Source organism: Dysgonomonas gadei ATCC BAA-286 (assembly GCF_000213555.1).
GTDB lineage: Bacteria > Bacteroidota > Bacteroidia > Bacteroidales > Dysgonomonadaceae > Dysgonomonas > Dysgonomonas gadei.
In genome coordinates this window covers 119,103-135,091 of the sequence record NZ_GL891983.1, presented here as the reverse complement: position 1 = coordinate 135,091, position 15,989 = coordinate 119,103, and the positions used below count along the sequence as shown (strand labels likewise).

16 protein-coding genes are annotated in these 15,989 nt (G+C 40.4%); 9 read left to right on the top strand and 7 right to left on the bottom strand.

Going from position 1 to position 15,989, the window contains the following annotated elements; genetic code table 11:
• Positions 1-8: 8 nt before the first annotated feature.
• From HMPREF9455_RS10630 to HMPREF9455_RS10610, 5 genes are all read right to left on the bottom strand, one after another.
• The gene (locus tag HMPREF9455_RS10630; protein WP_006799691.1) at positions 9-587 is read right to left on the bottom strand and encodes a flavin reductase family protein; all 579 of its coding nucleotides are present in this window, start codon (positions 585-587) and stop codon (positions 9-11) included.
• Positions 584-1,045 carry an aspartate carbamoyltransferase regulatory subunit gene (gene pyrI, locus HMPREF9455_RS10625; RefSeq protein ID WP_006799690.1) on the bottom strand — a complete coding sequence of 154 codons (462 nt, stop codon included), beginning with the start codon at positions 1,043-1,045 and terminating at the stop codon, positions 584-586. Before pyrI ends, HMPREF9455_RS10630 begins: the two co-directional genes overlap by 4 nt.
• Positions 1,046-1,059: 14 nt before the next feature.
• A complete protein-coding gene (pyrB, locus tag HMPREF9455_RS10620; protein ID WP_006799689.1) occupies positions 1,060-1,977 on the bottom strand; it encodes an aspartate carbamoyltransferase in 918 nt (305 codons plus the stop codon).
• 342 nt (positions 1,978-2,319) lie between these two features.
• On the bottom strand, positions 2,320-3,513 hold the full coding sequence (locus tag HMPREF9455_RS10615; RefSeq protein ID WP_006799688.1) for a saccharopine dehydrogenase family protein: 1,194 nt from the start codon (positions 3,511-3,513) through the stop codon (positions 2,320-2,322).
• A gap of 105 nt (positions 3,514-3,618) precedes the next feature.
• Positions 3,619-5,442, bottom strand: coding sequence for a DUF8201 family protein (locus HMPREF9455_RS10610; protein ID WP_006799687.1), 1,824 nt, complete (start codon positions 5,440-5,442; stop codon positions 3,619-3,621).
• A gap of 369 nt (positions 5,443-5,811) precedes the next feature.
• Here HMPREF9455_RS10610 and atpD point away from each other — a divergent pair, with 369 nt between their 5' ends.
• The 9 genes from atpD (at position 5,812) to HMPREF9455_RS10565 (ending at position 13,107) form a co-directional block, all read left to right on the top strand.
• The gene (gene atpD / locus HMPREF9455_RS10605) at positions 5,812-7,326 is read left to right on the top strand and encodes a F0F1 ATP synthase subunit beta (RefSeq protein WP_006799685.1); all 1,515 of its coding nucleotides are present in this window, start codon (positions 5,812-5,814) and stop codon (positions 7,324-7,326) included.
• A 16-nt stretch (positions 7,327-7,342) separates the two neighbouring features.
• A complete protein-coding gene (gene atpC, locus HMPREF9455_RS10600; RefSeq protein ID WP_006799684.1) occupies positions 7,343-7,591 on the top strand; it encodes an ATP synthase F1 subunit epsilon in 249 nt (82 codons plus the stop codon).
• Positions 7,592-7,594: 3 nt separating this feature from the next.
• Positions 7,595-7,996, top strand: coding sequence for a hypothetical protein (locus tag HMPREF9455_RS10595; RefSeq protein WP_006799683.1), 402 nt, complete (start codon positions 7,595-7,597; stop codon positions 7,994-7,996).
• 3 nt (positions 7,997-7,999) lie between these two features.
• Positions 8,000-9,112 (top strand): F0F1 ATP synthase subunit A, encoded by a 1,113-nt coding sequence (atpB, locus tag HMPREF9455_RS10590; RefSeq protein WP_006799682.1) that lies wholly within the window; start codon positions 8,000-8,002, stop codon positions 9,110-9,112.
• A gap of 53 nt (positions 9,113-9,165) precedes the next feature.
• Positions 9,166-9,414: an ATP synthase F0 subunit C gene (atpE, locus tag HMPREF9455_RS10585; protein ID WP_006799681.1), complete on the top strand. Its 249-nt coding sequence runs from the start codon at positions 9,166-9,168 to the stop codon at positions 9,412-9,414.
• Between the two features lie 56 nt (positions 9,415-9,470).
• Positions 9,471-9,971, top strand: coding sequence for a F0F1 ATP synthase subunit B (gene atpF, locus HMPREF9455_RS10580; RefSeq protein WP_006799680.1), 501 nt, complete (start codon positions 9,471-9,473; stop codon positions 9,969-9,971).
• 5 nt (positions 9,972-9,976) lie between these two features.
• Positions 9,977-10,531, top strand: a complete 555-nt coding sequence (locus HMPREF9455_RS10575; RefSeq protein WP_006799679.1) for a F0F1 ATP synthase subunit delta — start codon at positions 9,977-9,979, stop codon at positions 10,529-10,531.
• 94 nt (positions 10,532-10,625) lie between these two features.
• Positions 10,626-12,212, top strand: coding sequence for a F0F1 ATP synthase subunit alpha (gene atpA, locus HMPREF9455_RS10570; protein ID WP_006799678.1), 1,587 nt, complete (start codon positions 10,626-10,628; stop codon positions 12,210-12,212).
• A gap of 7 nt (positions 12,213-12,219) precedes the next feature.
• Positions 12,220-13,107, top strand: a complete 888-nt coding sequence (locus tag HMPREF9455_RS10565; RefSeq protein WP_006799677.1) for a F0F1 ATP synthase subunit gamma — start codon at positions 12,220-12,222, stop codon at positions 13,105-13,107.
• 89 nt (positions 13,108-13,196) lie between these two features.
• Here the strand turns inward: HMPREF9455_RS10565 and HMPREF9455_RS10560 are convergent, their stop codons facing one another.
• Entirely contained in the window at positions 13,197-14,789 is a 1,593-nt protein-coding gene (locus HMPREF9455_RS10560) for a hypothetical protein (RefSeq protein ID WP_006799676.1), read from the bottom strand.
• Between the two features lie 12 nt (positions 14,790-14,801).
• Entirely contained in the window at positions 14,802-15,965 is a 1,164-nt protein-coding gene (locus tag HMPREF9455_RS10555; protein WP_006799675.1) for an ABC transporter ATP-binding protein, read from the bottom strand.
• Positions 15,966-15,989: the final 24 nt, after the last annotated feature.

Below are 15,989 nucleotides of genomic sequence, written 5' to 3'. Positions count from 1 at the left end.
TAGGATATTTATAATTCCTCGTCTTTCTTCTTTCTGACAGTCCAGCCGAATCCTCCGATTTTATTGCCCAGTTCGTAATACTGGCCGTGTGAATAAGCTATGGGATTTGCATCTTCGAGACTGAATTTGCCCGTTGTGCTGTCAATGTACTTCTCATCGGCTTTCACGTTTACTACGTCGGCAATAAACATATCGTGTGAACCGAGACTAAGTATTTCTTTTACCCGACACTCTATATTTAAAGGTGATTCTTCAATGATTGGGGCCTGTACTACAGAAGCTTTTCCTGCAGTCAGTTTCATCTCTTCAAATTTATTGAAGTCTTTGCCTGACCTGACACCGCACCAGTCTGTTGCATAAGCCAGTTCTTCGGTGGTGATGTTTATCACAAACTCCATATCCCGTTTGATGATATTATAGGAGTGACGCTCGGGGCGAACAGATATATAGCACATTGGCGGATTGGTGCATATCGTTCCCAGCCAGCTGAGGGTAATGATATTATACTCATCCGGATGACTTCCACAACTAATCATGGCAGCAGGCAAGGGGTATATAAGAGTTCCCGGTTTCCAGTCTTGTTTCATTTCAGGATAATCTCGTCTTTCTTTATTTTTACACTGCAATAATGGCATTGCAACTCAATATTCTCTCTGTCGATAACATCGAATTTTGTAGGCATGGGTTCATTGTTGGTAATACATTTGGGGTTGTTACACTTCATTATGCCCTTTATCTTCTGAGGGAGGATAACTCGTTTCTTCTCCACGACTGTATAGTCTTTAATAATGTTTAATACAACATTAGGCGCAATCAGGGCTATCTTGTTAATGACTTCTTCTTCAAAGAATTTGTCCGAAATCTTGATGATGCCTTTGGTATTCATCTTTTTGCTCTCCAGATTATTGCCTATGGTAATAGGATTGCTTAGCTTTTCAAGTTCGAGTAGTGAAACTACTTTGAAAACTACATTTGAAGGTATATGGTCTATAGCTGTGCCATTGCAGAGAGCAGCTACCTGTAATTCTTTCCTTTGTTCTTTCATGTCTTTAATTGCAATTATTCTACATTAATATTCAATGCATCACATATAACGGCTTCGCGGGTGAATACTCCGTTCTTTGCCTGCTCAAAATAGTAGGCCTTAGGGCTGTCGTCCACATCCTGTTGTATTTCATTGACACGAGGAAGGGGATGCAGTATTCTCAGGTTCTCTTTAGTTTCTGCTATCATATCTTTCTTGAGAATATACACATTCTTGACTTTTTCATACTCCATCAGGTCTGTGAAGCGTTCGCGTTGTACACGGGTCATGTAGAGTATGTCTGCATTGTTTATTACTTCGGGAGAGAAGTCTGTGTATTCTTCGTACTTGATATTGTGCGAATCACAGAAATTTTTGTATGTCTCAGGTAGTCTTAACTCTTCAGGGGCTACAAAGTTGAATGTAGGATTGAAGTGTGACATCCCGATTATAAGAGAGTGCACGGTGCGTCCGTATTTCAAATCTCCGACCACTGTTAGTTCGAGATTCTCCAAAGTGCCCTGCGTTTTAAATATAGAGTAGAGGTCGAGCATCGTTTGTGTCGGATGCTGGTTGGCTCCGTCCCCTGCATTGATGATTGGTATAGAAGATACTTCCGAAGCGTAGCGTGCAGCTCCTTCCAGATGATGGCGCATAATAATGATATCGGCATAATTATTTACCATGGCAATCGTATCTTTGAGGGTTTCCCCTTTCGAAGAACTGGTCGTTGCAGCATCGGAAAAGCCAATAATGCGTCCCCCCAGTCTGTTTACCGCAGTTTCAAAGCTAAGGCGTGTACGCGTAGAGGGTTCGAAGAAAAGGGTGGCACAGACTTTTCCTTCCAGTAATCTTCGGTTAGGGTTTTCATCAAACTTTTTAGTCAGATTGATTATTCTCAGAATATCTTCTCTGGAATAATCAGTAATGGATACCAGGCTTTTGTTGCACATATATTTAATCCGGTTTTTAAGGTCACAGACCTATTTATTACTTTATTAAGTTTAAATGCGATAACTAATTCTACTGAGATAATATATTATTAAGAACTTTGTTGATATCAAAAAAATCCCCGAAAAAGAGAACTTTTTCGAGGATAAATTATCTATATATTAAAATCGTTATTACAAATAAATAGATTGTCTTCGGGTATAAAATGATGATCTCGCATATATTTTCTCATGACAATCTTTATTATATTATTGTTCAAAGATAGATACTTTTTTTGAGATAATTGATTTGTTTTACAGTAAAAAAAAGAAGCCTCAAAAATAGAGGCTTCTGATTATATCTGATCACATTTCCAGATCCACATCGAACAGTTCGTGCCAAGGCAACCCTTGTTTATTCAACTGTTCCATAAACGGATCCGGATTAAATTCTTCTACGTTATATACTCCCGGTTTGCGCCAGAGGCCTTTCATAAACATGATTGCTCCTATGGTTGCCGGTACACCTGTAGTATAACTTACCCCTTGTGCGCCAGTTTCTTTATAGGCTGCTTCGTGGGAGCAATTGTTATAGACATAATATGTACGTTCTTTTCCATCTTTAATACCTTTGATACGGCATCCGATAGATGTTTCGCCTGTGTAATTTTCTCCGAGTTCTCCCGGGTCAGGCAATACAGCTTTCAGAAACTGGATAGGTACGATTTCCACTCCGTTGTAAATAATAGGATTGATACGCGCCATACCTATATTCTGTATGACACGCAAATGTGTGAGATACTCTTGTCCGAATGTCATCCAGAAACGGGCACGTCTCAGTGTAGGGAAGTTTTTCACGAGTGACTCCAATTCTTCATGATAGATCACATACGATTCCTTTGGGCCGATATTAGGGTAATTCAATGGCTTATGTATGGCATGAGGCTCTGTCTCCACCCATTTACCATCTTCCCAGTATTTACCTTTCTGGGTAACTTCACGTATATTAATTTCCGGGTTGAAGTTCGTTGCAAAAGCTTTTCCATGATCACCAGCGTTACAATCTACGATGTCGAGGTAATGTATCTCGTCGAAGTGATGTTTGGCGGCATAGGCTGTAAATACACTGGTTACTCCGGGATCGAACCCGCAACCAAGGATTGCTGTAAGTCCGGCTTCTTTAAATTTTTCTTGATAAGCCCATTGCCAGCTATATTCATATTTAGCTTCTTCTTTCGGTTCGTAATTAGCTGTGTCCAGATAATTGACACCGCAAGCAAGGCAGGCATCCATAATTGTAAGGTCCTGATAAGGCAATGCGACATTGATAACCAGTTCCGGTTTGAAAGAATTAAATAGCCTCTTCAAATCTTCAACATTGTCGGCATCAACCTGTGCTGTCTGTATTTTATTTCCACCTATGGCTTCAGCAATAGCGTCACATTTCGATTTTGTACGGCTGGCCAGCATTATTTCGGTGAAGACATCCTTGTTTTGGGCAACTTTGTGCGCCACAACTGTGCCAACACCTCCGGCTCCGATAATTAAAACTTTTCCCATTTCTTTATTTTAAGACGATTATTTTATAATGAATAAATTCGCTTTACAAAAATACGATTAAAAATGATAAATAGAAAGTATCTGTTTCCCGATTTAAAAACAGGTTTATTTATTATTGAAATATCCTTCCGGATACTTCTTTCGATGCTCGATAAGGTATTGCTCTATATATTTTCCGGTATTCTCGTTCAGTATATTTGTATACTCTTCCTTTGTCCTGAATCCATCCTGTAGGGTTTTGCCCCTGAGTTCTATTGTTTCTATACTTTGCATCTTATTTCCTGTATAAGGATAGAATGGTAAACCTTGTGGGTTTGTGGAGGGCAGTTTATCGTAAGTAGCGGCATATGGATTCTTTGTAAGGTAGATAGTCGTGTTTCCCATTTTGTACTCATCAAATGTATCTTCTTTAAGATTAGCAGGAAGAAACATAAGACCTTTCAACCTATCTGCTTTGTAAGCAGAAAGTATATTCTGTTGTTTTATCCAAATGCAGAAGAATAGTAACCCCAGTATAAGGATGGGCGTGATTATTTTACCTGCATTCGTAAATAATACATTCAGTTTATTTATTACAGACAAGGATATGCATATTAAAAGGAATGCGCAACCGAATATATATCCATTCATAAACCTGAAATCGGGAGCTGATATTAACCCGAAAATGATACATGAAACAGATACCCCATATATAAAGTACAAGTTCTTGTTGATACTCTTCTTATGAAATAAGCAGTATAATATAAAAGTAGGTGAGACGAGCACGGTTGCAAAGATGAGGAGATTTATGCAGAGGCTTCCAAAGATAACGATATTGCCTCTCAGCCCTACATCAAATACCATCCCTATCGTCTCTATATCAAAGATATATTTTGCCCACTCATATATATGGATCTTCTGTAGAACAAGTGCGGTTTGGGGCATCTTCCAGTCAAAATTGAATAAATCGATCTGATATACCGGATAAACCAGATACCCAGTTATTATTACATTCCTTATGCACCAGAACGATATTATCAGGAAGAAAGCCGAAAGGAGAAATGTTATTATACGGTTTTTATGCTGCTTGATCAATCCCAAAAGTATGATAAGACATACCAGGCAAAATATAGCAGACGATAATTTATATGTGATAAGTGTAATTGGCAGAATGAAGGCTAGTAAAGGCTTTTCGTTTATCCATCCGGGATTCAGTGAAGTTCTCGCTATATAATAGAATAGGCAGAGGAATGGGATAATGTCCGTACTGGTATCCGATAACATGTATCCGTCTATAGGGACTATGCAAAGGAATAAGATTAATAATATGAGGAATTTTAAACTGCCTTTCGATGCTGAAATGTTAAATATTATTATCCAGCATAGTATGAGCGCATATAATAGAGACTGCACTGTATATACTGCTTCTCCAAAAATGAAACGGAAGGAGAAGATGGCAGATAATAGCAAATAATTCGAATTGAACCCGAATCTGTCTTCCAGATTCCCCAAGCCGGGAACAGCGCTGTATTCTTCATTCCACCTTATATTCTGTTGATGATAAAGAATGGAGTCGAAGAAGCCTGACGGAAAAAGTATATATATCAGGATAGCTATAAAGACTATCGGGAATAGTATTTTGTGTATAGGCTTAAGGTTCTTTACCATATTAGTAAAGGTAATGATGTACGATCTGAGCCTGTTGCGTTGAATCAGCCAGTATGTAATGGTGATAATACCAAAAGTAAATAATATATAATGATTGGACGGTAACCAGATCGACGTGAGGGATAATATGGCAGAAACAAAGCAAATGCCCAGAATGAAAGTGTCCAGAAAACCGTAGCGTTCCTTTGTCCGGCATATCTTATTATACAGGAAGATTAGTATATCCCCTGCCGAAAATAAGATATAGAATATTATACTCCACGATAGTAAGACTGCAAGCATTATATCATATTATTAATCACTCATGTAAAATATCTCTAAGCTCAAAATTACAGATAGCGTATTTTTAACTATTTAAAACATTGTAGTTAACTAAAGTTTAAAAGTGATAAGTGTACTTATTTTTTTTGTTGGCAAAATTACTATTAAAAATTAATATATCTATATTTGTTCCCGACATTTATAGAGGAGTCTGGTGCCACAAATTATACAGAAAGATCTTCAATATTTACTGATTCTTCAAAAGTTTTATTAATTTTAGAACTTTTATAAAAAGTGGTAGGGAGTTGCAAGGGCAATTCTTCGAGGCTTGCATAGTGCATATTTTTTAAAGACGGAAATAATAGAAAATAAATAATAAATAGAAAGCTTATGTCACAAATTGTTGGGCATGTATCTCAAATAATCGGACCTGTGGTGGATGTGTTTTTCGACACAGCCAATCCGGCACTCAATCTTCCGAATATTAACGATGCCCTTGAAATTAAAAGGCCTGATGGTCGTTCTTTGATTCTCGAAGTTAAACAACACATAGGCGAAGACACTGTACGTGCCGTAGCTATGGATAGTACCGACGGTTTGAGCCGGGGACTGGATGTAATACCTTTGGGTTCACCTATCAGAATGCCTGCCGGAGATCAGGTAAAAGGCCGGCTGATGAACGTTGTCGGTGATGCCATTGATGGTATGAGTACTTTGGATAAGGCGAATGGGAATCCTATCCACAGGGAACCTCCGAAATTTGAAGAACTACAGACTACACGCGAAGTTCTTTTCACAGGGATTAAAGTTGTGGACTTGCTGGCGCCATATGCAAAAGGAGGTAAAGTGGGTTTGTTCGGTGGAGCCGGGGTGGGCAAGACCGTACTGATTATGGAGCTTATTAACAATATTGCAAAAAAACATAACGGTTATTCCGTATTTGCAGGGGTAGGGGAACGTACCCGTGAAGGAAATGACCTGTTGCGTGAAATGATAGAGTCGAAAGTTGTACGTTACGGAGAAGAGTTTGAAAAAAGCATGGAAGAAGGGCATTGGGATTTGTCGAAAGTAGATCCTAAGGAACTTGAAAAATCCCAGATTTCACTTGTGTTCGGACAGATGAACGAACCTCCGGGAGCACGTGCCGACGTAGCCCTTTCGGGACTGACTATAGCGGAATCGTTTCGCGATGCAAAATCAGACGGACCAAAAGATATCCTTTTATTTATTGATAATATATTCCGTTTTACACAAGCCGGTTCGGAAGTTTCGGCCTTGTTGGGGCGTATGCCTTCGGCAGTGGGTTACCAGCCTACTCTTGCTACGGAGATGGGGGCGATGCAGGAACGCATTACTTCTACTAAGAATGGGTCTATTACTTCGGTACAGGCTGTATATGTGCCTGCCGATGACTTGACCGACCCTGCGCCTGCGACAACATTCTCCCACTTGGATGCTACGACCGTTCTCGACCGTAAGATTACCGAAATGGGTATTTATCCGGCAGTGGACCCGCTGGGTTCTACTTCCCGAAGCCTAGACCCTATCGTTGTAGGGCAAGAGCATTACGATACAGCCCAACGGGTGAAAGAAATACTTCAGCGCAACAAGGAATTACAGGATATTATTGCCATTCTGGGTATGGAAGAACTTTCCGATGAGGACAGGCAAACTGTGAACCGCGCAAGACGTATCCAACGTTTCTTGTCTCAGCCGTTCAATGTGGCAGAACAATTTACCGGAGTACCGGGTGTGATCGTCGATATTCAGGATACTATCAAAGGTTTCCAGCGGATATTGGACGGAGAAGTGGATTACTTGCCTGAACAGGCGTTTTTGAATGTAGGAACAATCGAAGATGCTATAGAAAAAGGCAAGAAAATACTGGCTCAGGCGGCGGAATAATTTACTAATTGAAAATATGAAAAAAACAGAACTCCAACTTAATATTATATCAGCCGAAAAGAAACTGTTTTCGGGTGCTGTGGCTTCGGTAGTCATACCCGGTATATCGGGTAGCTTCGGAGTTTATCCCGACCATGCACCGTTGATTTCACCATTGAAAGAAGGTGTAATTATTTACACGGTCGGCGGATCGGAAAAAACAGTAGAGGTGAATGGCGGTATAGCAGAAGTAAACAACGGAGTTGTGACAATTTGCGTAGCTTAAAGAATGGACTTTTTTAAAGCCAAATTAATTACTTCGTTACTGGCGTTCGGCCTTATTGCAGGGGCTTTGATTGGTGCTTTGTTGTACTATCAGTTTCCGCAGTATTATCCGCACTGGTACGAAGGCATTTTGCTCTTTTTCCTGTTGTTGGAATCTTTGATTCTCGTCTATGTAGAATCATCGAGCCGGAAGGCAACTTCGCGGCAGATGCTGAATACATATATGCTGACAAAGGTGATAAAGATATTTGCTGCACTCATTTTTGTTGGGGCATATGCAATTATCGTCAAGGAAAATATAAAGAGTTTCGTTCTTATTTTTATGATTTTCTATCTTTTGTTTCTGGCTTTTGAAGCCTATTTGTTCACCAGGATAGAAAAACGGATAAAGAAAAAACAACAATAGTATATGAAACACTATTTGAAATATGTTATAGCCCTGGCTTTTCTGTTCACAGTGGCAGGTATACAGCCTGTAGCTGCAGAAGAAGGACATGAAGCTAAGGTAGAGCAGGGGGAAGGCGAATTGAACGTAAAAGAATTGATTCTCGACCACTTGGCCGACTCCTATGAATGGCATATGGCTACTTTTGGCGATTTCCATCTGACTATACCTTTACCGATCATCGTAAAAGGGGAAACAAGCGGGTGGCACATATTTATGTCAACTAAATTCCATCACGGGCACGAAGCATACGAAGGTTTTTATATTGCCCCCGAAGGTAACTATAAAGGCAAGATAGTAGAAAAGAATGCTGCCGGAGAAGAAGTCCGCCCATGGGATTTTTCACTAACGAAAAATGCGACCAGTCTGATAATAAGTTCTATCTTGTTGCTTGTCATAGTGATGAGCGTAGCCGGCTGGTATAAAAAACAGGCGAAAAGTGGGGAAAAGAAAGCTCCGAAGGGTTTTGTCGGTTTTATGGAAATGTTCATAATGAGCGTTCAGGATGATATTATTAAACCTTGCGTGGGTAAGAATTACAGAAAGTTTTCACCTTATCTGCTCACTGTATTCTTTTTCATCTTCTTCAACAATATAATGGGATTGATTCCTATATTTCCGGGAGGGGCGAATGTGACCGGAAATATTGCCATCACGCTGATATTGGCACTGTTTACATTCTTCACTGTGAATCTTTTCGGAACAAAGGAATATTGGAAAGAAGTATTCTGGCCAGATGTGCCTACATGGTTGAAAGTTCCGATTCCGATCATGCCTGCTATTGAGTTGGTAGGTGTTTTTACCAAGCCGTTTGCATTGATGATTCGTCTTTTTGCAAATATACTTGCCGGACACTCCATTGTATTGGGATTGACATGTCTCATATTTGTTACGGTCAATTTGGGCAATGTAATCCTTGGTTCGATGACTGTAGTTTCCGTATTGCTGACTGTATTTATCAGTCTGGTAGAAATTCTGGTTGCATACATTCAGGCTTATGTGTTTACTATGTTGTCGGCTGTATTTATCGGTCTGGCACAAGCCGAACCGCATCATCATGCGGAAGAAAAACATTGATTAGAAATAATTGAATCAAAATAAATAATTAAATAATTTAAAATTAAAAGGTTATGTTATTATCAACTTTATTACAAGCAGCAGAAGCTGCAAGCTTAACAGGTTTTGGTGCTGCACTTGGAGCAGGATTAGCTGTAATCGGAGCAGGCATCGGTATCGGTAAAATCGGTAGTTCTGCTATGGAAGGTATTGCCCGTCAACCGGATGCAGCCGGAGATATCCGTACATCTATGATCATTGCGGCAGCGTTAGTAGAGGGGGTTGCCTTGTTTGCTGTTGTTGTATGCGGATTTATCCTTTAATACAATATAAGAAAGAAAATAACAAATAGGTCTGAGACCTTAAAAGTAAATAAAATATGAATTTACTATTACCTGAATCTGGGCTTCTCTTTTGGATGCTCCTTTCGTTCGGTATCGTTTTCTTTATCCTGGCTAAATTTGGTTTCCCTGTGATTACCAAAATGGTGGATGAACGCAAAAACTATATACAGGACTCATTGGATGCAGCCCATAAAGCGAACGAGCAGTTGGCCAAGATAAAAGAAAAAAGTGATGAACTTCTTAACTCGGCCAAAGCAGAACAGGTGAAGATCTTGAAAGATGCTGCCGACACCCGCGATCGTATTGTAAACGAAGCGCGTGAACAAGCAAAAGTGGCAGGGGCTAAAGAACTCGAAGAAATAAGGAAACAGATACAAGCGGAAAAAGAGCAGGCTATCCGCGACATTCGTCGCCAGGTAGCTGAGCTTTCCGTCGATGTGGCCGAAAAAGTTCTTCGCGAATCACTGAAAGACCCTAAAGCTCAGATGTCAATGATTGATCGCCTGGTTGATGAGGCTATGGTATCTAAATCTTAACTGTTATGAATGAAGGGATGATCTCTAAGCGATATGCTAAAGCGTTGTTGCAATTTGCTATCGACAATAAATCCGAAGATATTATCTTTTCGGAGATGAAGGTGCTTGCAGCTGCATTTGCAGCCGAGCCCCGGTTGCGTATGGCAATGGATAACCCTACGTTGAACGCTGATGATAAGCTCGCGCTGATAAAAGCCTCCATAGGGGGAAAAGGCAGCGATGTGTTTGTCCGGTTTGTCGATCTTGTTGTGAAAAATAAAAGGGAAGTATATCTTCGGAATATAGCATTGAGTTATGTGGACTTGTATTGTGAGTCGAAACATATCAATACGGGAAAACTGGTGACAGCTACACCTGTAGACGCTGCTGTAATAGAGAAGATGAAGAGTTTGCTGCAAACGATCAAACCCGGAACCCTTGATTTTGAAACAAGTGTAGACCCTGATATTGAGGGAGGATTTGTCCTCTATGTCGATACATACCGGCTCGATGCCAGCGTGAGGACTCAGCTGAAGCGGATTAAACAACAGTTTGTCGCCGAAAACAGTAAGATGAATTAATGTGCCAAATAGCTAATTAGCAAATTAGTAGATTAGCAAATTCGAAAATGTTATTTGCTGATTTTCAAATTTTGAAATTTACAAATTAAAAAATATGTCTGAAAATATAAAAGCAAGTGAAGTCTCTGAAGTGCTGAAAATGCAGCTTGAGAACATTAGCAACCGCGTACAATTCGACGAGGTGGGTACTGTTCTTGAAGTAGGGGACGGTGTTGTTCGCATATATGGACTAAAGAATGCGGAAGCCAATGAGCTTCTTGAGTTCGACAATGGCATTATGGCTGTTGTGATGAACCTCGAAGAAGACAATGTGGGAGCCGTATTACTTGGCCCGTCCGATCAGATCAAAGAAGGTTTTTCGGTAAAACGTACAAAGAGAATCGCCTCCATCAATGTGGGGGATGGGATGCTCGGACGTGTTATCACCCCGCTTGGTCAGCCGTTGGATGGAAAAGGTCCTATTACAGGCGAACTACTCGAAATGCCGCTGGAGCGTAAAGCCCCGGGGGTTATTTATCGTCAGCCTGTTGCGCAGCCGTTGCAAACAGGACTGAAAGCAGTGGATGCTATGATTCCGATAGGGAGAGGCCAGCGTGAACTTATCATCGGTGACCGCCAGACCGGAAAAACAGCAATCGCCATAGATACGATTATCAATCAGAAATCGAACTATGAAGCCGGAGACCCTGTATATTGTATCTATGTAGCTATCGGTCAGAAAGCGTCGACAGTAGCCAATATCGTTGAAACGCTTCGCGAAAAAGGCGCTATGAAATATACCGTTGTTGTTTCTGCTACGGCAGCCGAACCTGCGGCTTTGCAGTATTTCGGTGCATTTGCGGGAGCTGCTATCGGAGAATACTTCCGTGATACAGGCCGTCATGCCCTTGTGGTTTATGATGACTTGTCAAAACAAGCGGTAGCTTACCGTGAAGTATCCCTGATCCTTCGCCGTCCTCCGGGCCGTGAAGCTTATCCGGGAGACGTATTCTACTTGCACTCACGTTTATTGGAGCGTGCGGCTAAGATTATCAGCCAGCAGGAAGTTGCCGAGCAAATGAACGACTTGCCCGAAAGCCTTAAAGGTAGAGTAAAAGCGGGAGGTTCGCTTACTGCATTGCCTATCATCGAGACTCAGGCGGGTGACGTATCGGCATATATCCCTACCAATGTGATTTCTATTACCGATGGCCAGATATTCCTCGATGTTGACTTGTTTAACTCAGGTTTGCGTCCTGCTATTAACGTTGGTATATCAGTATCCCGTGTGGGTGGTTCGGCTCAGGTGAAGGCGATGAAAAAAGTGGCCGGAACATTGAAGATAGACCAGGCTCAGTATCGTGAACTGGAAGCATTTACCCAATTTGGTGGAGACTTGGATGCCGTTACGGCAATGACCATCGACAAAGGTAAGAAGAATACCCAACTGCTTGTTCAGCCGCAATATGCGCCAATGTCTGTAGAACGCCAGATCGCAATATTATATTGTGGAACAAACGGGCTGTTGAGGCATGTGCCTGAGGATAAAGTTCATGACTTTGAAACTGAATTTCTGAGAACATTGGAAATGCAGCATCAGGCAGATGTATTGGACCAACTGAAAAAAGGTGTTATCAACGCAGATATAGAGAATATTATTAAGCAGGTTGCAAAAGATACAGCCGCTCAATATAGAAAATGATTGAATTATGGCATCTCTTAAAGAAATAAAAACCAGGATTACTTCGGTAAAAAGCACGAAGAAGATTACTTCTGCGATGAAGATGATAGCGTCGTCCAAGCTTCACAAAGCTCAGGCTGCCATCAGCAACTTTCTACCGTATCAGGCAAAGTTGGATGCCATTCTGACTAATCTGCTTTCTTCGGATACAAGTTACGATTCACCTTTTACTCAGACGAGGGATGTGAAAAGGGTTGCAATAGTAGCTTTTGCGTCCAACTCTTCGCTGTGTGGAGCTTATAATGCCAATGTTGTGAAGGAGTTTAATGCTACCTACAATAAGTATAAAGCGTTGGGAAAGGATAATATCCTCATATATCCTATAGGTAAAAAAATAGCTGATGCTGTGAAAAAGCAGGGGCTGGTATCTCAGGGAGATTATAAGGAAATGGCTGATAAACCATCATATGTGATGGTACAGGATTTGGCAAAAGATCTGATAAAGAAGTATATTGACAAGGAGATAGACGAAGTGGTTTTGATATACCACCATTTTATATCCACAGGTTCTCAAAAACTGATAAATGCAGATTTCTTACCTTTCGACCTTAGCCATGCACAGTCGGATGACATTGAAAACAAAAATGCTGTTCAGACCGATTACATCCTGGAACCTTCGAAAGAAGAAATATTGGAGAGTCTGATCCCTACTGTTCTTTATTCACGCCTGTATGCAGCATTGCTGGATGCCAATGCGTCGGAACACGCTGCCCGTACAATGGCTATGCAGATAGCCTCGGATAATGCGGATGAACTGGTTCAGGATTTGATAATCCAATACAACAAGTCCCGTCAGCAGGCTGTGACTAACCAGTTGCTGGATATTATCGGCGGAGCTTCGGCATTGCAGGGATAAAATATTCTAAACATATAAGAAGGGATTGTTTCAGATGAAGCAATCCCTTCTTGTTTTTTAGTATTTCGATTCGTCGCCTCTGGCAAAGATTATTCTTCAGCAATACTTTTCCACCTGCGTACTAATACTGAAACAAGACACATGGCAAGAATAATAAAAGGAATATTTATCCACAGCATTGTCATAAACTGCTCGTCTTCTCCGTAATAACGATCTTCGTAGTTTCGGGTTAGTTCTTCGAAAGCAATTAAGATAGCGTAAATTAATGGGATAAGGCATGGAATCATCCATATCAGGAGATTTATATAAATACCTGAGCGACCTTTTTTTCCTTTAGTAACAATTTTAAATATGATTTTCGTTACCAAAATCAGGAATAATATTAACCAGAGTGATATCATGAATATAGATATAACTTCGGAATCTGCCCATCTTGTTATTTCATAAAAACCGGCAGCCAAAAGTACTGATATAAATATAAGTATCCCCATAGAGATGAGCATTGTCAACCATTCCTTTCTTCCTGTAACCCTGAATGAAAATATAAAGCTGGATGCAGCCAGTGACATATACAGGCATATAAAGACTATTGTCTGAAGTTCGTTATTATAGTTATAATCGTAATAATCCAATATATGGCTGTATCCGGCTGACAAGTCCTCAGAGGGGAGAGAGGGCGTTGTTTGTGTATGATAATATTCCGGATAGCCTGCAATGACATCCGAATCTGAGTCGGCGGCAGCAACCGGATATTCATCTGTATAGTATACTTCATCTTCACCGAGCTGATAATTAGCTATCAATGTAGAACGATTCACCGGAAAAAACGGAGGATTGTATATTCTTTCCATCCACTTGTCGGGTGTGAGTTTTATAGGTAAACCATGTTTCTTTTGAAGTTTCTCAAAAGCGAGCATAATGGTATATATACTATCTTTTTGACCATTGATAAGCCATTCTTTTACCTGTTTCTGGCGGTTTATCTTTTGCCTTTCGGAAACTTCTATGTTCTGTATATCCTTATGGTAGTAGTAATAATTGTTAAATTTGTAGTCTTTATAAAAAAGAAGAGATGGTCCAGTATATCCTTCTATCCTGATACCATCGTTACGGTTATAATCAACTGCATACAGGCTTAGGTCGAGCGTGTCAGGATCTAGCATTATGTTATGAGGGATGGGGATCGGACTGTCGTAGTCACTGCTGTATGAAAAACTCTCTGTTTCGTCTGGTATCAGCACACGAACCTTATCCAGAAGTTCCATCGCTTTGGTGGCTTCATCATAACTTGATACAGAATTCCATTTAAAGATATAACCTTGAGTAAGTGTAAGTGGAATACATGAAATGCATGTGGTGATAAGGAAGATCATTAACCATTCTCCATATAATTGTCCTGTTTTTTTAGGGTAGAATATCTTGAATCCGTTGTTTCTGTTAAATAAAACTAGCCACCCAATGAGGATTAATAGGCTAATGAGGATTGATGTAGGATAGAGTATTCCTAAGTCGGACGCTGGAGAGTAATAATGAGTTTTTCCGAACGAAATATCGGTTGATAAATAACCGATTCCGAAAAAAATGAGATGGACGACTACCATTATAAACAGCATTGGGACTATCCTTATATTCCATATATTAGGGTAGTGTAGCAGTAGATATTTTTGTATGTTTTTTGTCATGATAATGTTTTTTTAAGAGAGGAAGAATCTACGTGTAGAGTTGGAGATATTGCGGAAGTATGTCAGTGGCAACTGCTGTTCGAGTATCAGCCTGAGAAATTCGTCCTGCGTAACCCAAGCGGGAAAACTGGCGACATATGTTCCTCCGTTTATCTGTAGTTTTTCTATTCCAATGGCAGCAAATGCAGCATATAATTGGTCCTGCTTCCAGCCCGATTCGAACTCTATAATTAGTTTCGGTATTTCGGCATATGCTATATCCGTCTCCTGATCCAGATTTCGGGGTGTACCGTTTTTAAGAAAAATAACTCTGTCAGAGGCTTTTTCTACTTCGTATAATTGTTGCGAACTGAGGACGATACCTAACGGACGAAAAGGGGAACATGCTATATCACGGAAATCGTCGAGTACGATTTGTTGTGCTAATATATCCAGATTGGCTAGGGGTTCGTCTATTAACAGCAACTTGGGTTTCCGTAATAATGCACGTGCAAGTTCGAAACGCATTTTATAGCCCGATGAAAGATTCTTCCATTTGTAAGTACGGTATTTGCGTAATCCCATACGTGCCACGATTAACTCAACCGTGAGGATGTTTTCTTCACCTATAATACCGTATGATGAAGCCGTAAAGCGCAGATTAGATAATAACGAGCCTTGCCACGAAGTTGTCCGTTGCGGAATATAAATCAGCTTTGAACGCAGATCATAGCCACTGACATGCGAAAAGAGATACTTTATATGGCCGCTTGTAGGTTGAAGTTCTCCACATAACGAACGCAGAAGTGTTGTCTTACCATTTCCATTTTCTCCGACAAGTCCGATAATTTCTCCTGCTTTTATATCAAAGGAAACAGGGCCAAGTGCAAAAGAAGAGTTTTTATAGGATTTGATAAGATTATATGTCGAAAGCAAAAGTTTATCTGCATCAGTCGCTGTCGGTTTATTAGCCAGTTCCTGATAGAGATCGTCCAGTATGGATGAAAATCGTTCTGTCTTTTGTTCGGTACTATCAGCATTCTGGTCAAGCCAGTCGAGTAAGTCCAAGGTTTTTTTATAGAAACTGATATTTCCGGTGTCTAAAGTAAGATCGATTATGCGTTTAGTGAGTAATACGAAATCTTCAAAGCCAATGAGTTTCTTGATGTCATCAAATTGATTCTGGAATATTGTCATACCCGTTGTATATTGATTGTTTTA

Excerpts from the sequence above, each read along its gene's own strand:
- HMPREF9455_RS10565 (WP_006799677.1), top strand. The coding sequence starts at position 12,220 with ATGGCATCTCTTAAAGAAATAAAAACCAGGATTACTTCGGTAAAAAGC.
- HMPREF9455_RS10615 (WP_006799688.1), bottom strand. The coding sequence starts at position 3,513 with ATGGGAAAAGTTTTAATTATCGGAGCCGGAGGTGTTGGCACAGTTGTG.
- atpE (WP_006799681.1), top strand. The coding sequence starts at position 9,166 with ATGTTATTATCAACTTTATTACAAGCAGCAGAAGCTGCAAGCTTAACA.
- pyrI (WP_006799690.1), bottom strand. The coding sequence starts at position 1,045 with ATGAAAGAACAAAGGAAAGAATTACAGGTAGCTGCTCTCTGCAATGGC.
- HMPREF9455_RS10610 (WP_006799687.1), bottom strand. The coding sequence starts at position 5,442 with ATGCTTGCAGTCTTACTATCGTGGAGTATAATATTCTATATCTTATTT.
- atpC (WP_006799684.1), top strand. The coding sequence starts at position 7,343 with ATGAAAAAAACAGAACTCCAACTTAATATTATATCAGCCGAAAAGAAA.
- HMPREF9455_RS10560 (WP_006799676.1), bottom strand. The coding sequence starts at position 14,789 with ATGACAAAAAACATACAAAAATATCTACTGCTACACTACCCTAATATA.
- HMPREF9455_RS10575 (WP_006799679.1), top strand. The coding sequence starts at position 9,977 with ATGAATGAAGGGATGATCTCTAAGCGATATGCTAAAGCGTTGTTGCAA.
- atpA (WP_006799678.1), top strand. The coding sequence starts at position 10,626 with ATGTCTGAAAATATAAAAGCAAGTGAAGTCTCTGAAGTGCTGAAAATG.
- atpD (WP_006799685.1), top strand. The coding sequence starts at position 5,812 with ATGTCACAAATTGTTGGGCATGTATCTCAAATAATCGGACCTGTGGTG.
- HMPREF9455_RS10555 (WP_006799675.1), bottom strand. The coding sequence starts at position 15,965 with ATGACAATATTCCAGAATCAATTTGATGACATCAAGAAACTCATTGGC.
- atpB (WP_006799682.1), top strand. The coding sequence starts at position 8,000 with ATGAAACACTATTTGAAATATGTTATAGCCCTGGCTTTTCTGTTCACA.
- atpF (WP_006799680.1), top strand. The coding sequence starts at position 9,471 with ATGAATTTACTATTACCTGAATCTGGGCTTCTCTTTTGGATGCTCCTT.
- HMPREF9455_RS10595 (WP_006799683.1), top strand. The coding sequence starts at position 7,595 with ATGGACTTTTTTAAAGCCAAATTAATTACTTCGTTACTGGCGTTCGGC.
- pyrB (WP_006799689.1), bottom strand. The coding sequence starts at position 1,977 with ATGTGCAACAAAAGCCTGGTATCCATTACTGATTATTCCAGAGAAGAT.
- HMPREF9455_RS10630 (WP_006799691.1), bottom strand. The coding sequence starts at position 587 with ATGAAACAAGACTGGAAACCGGGAACTCTTATATACCCCTTGCCTGCT.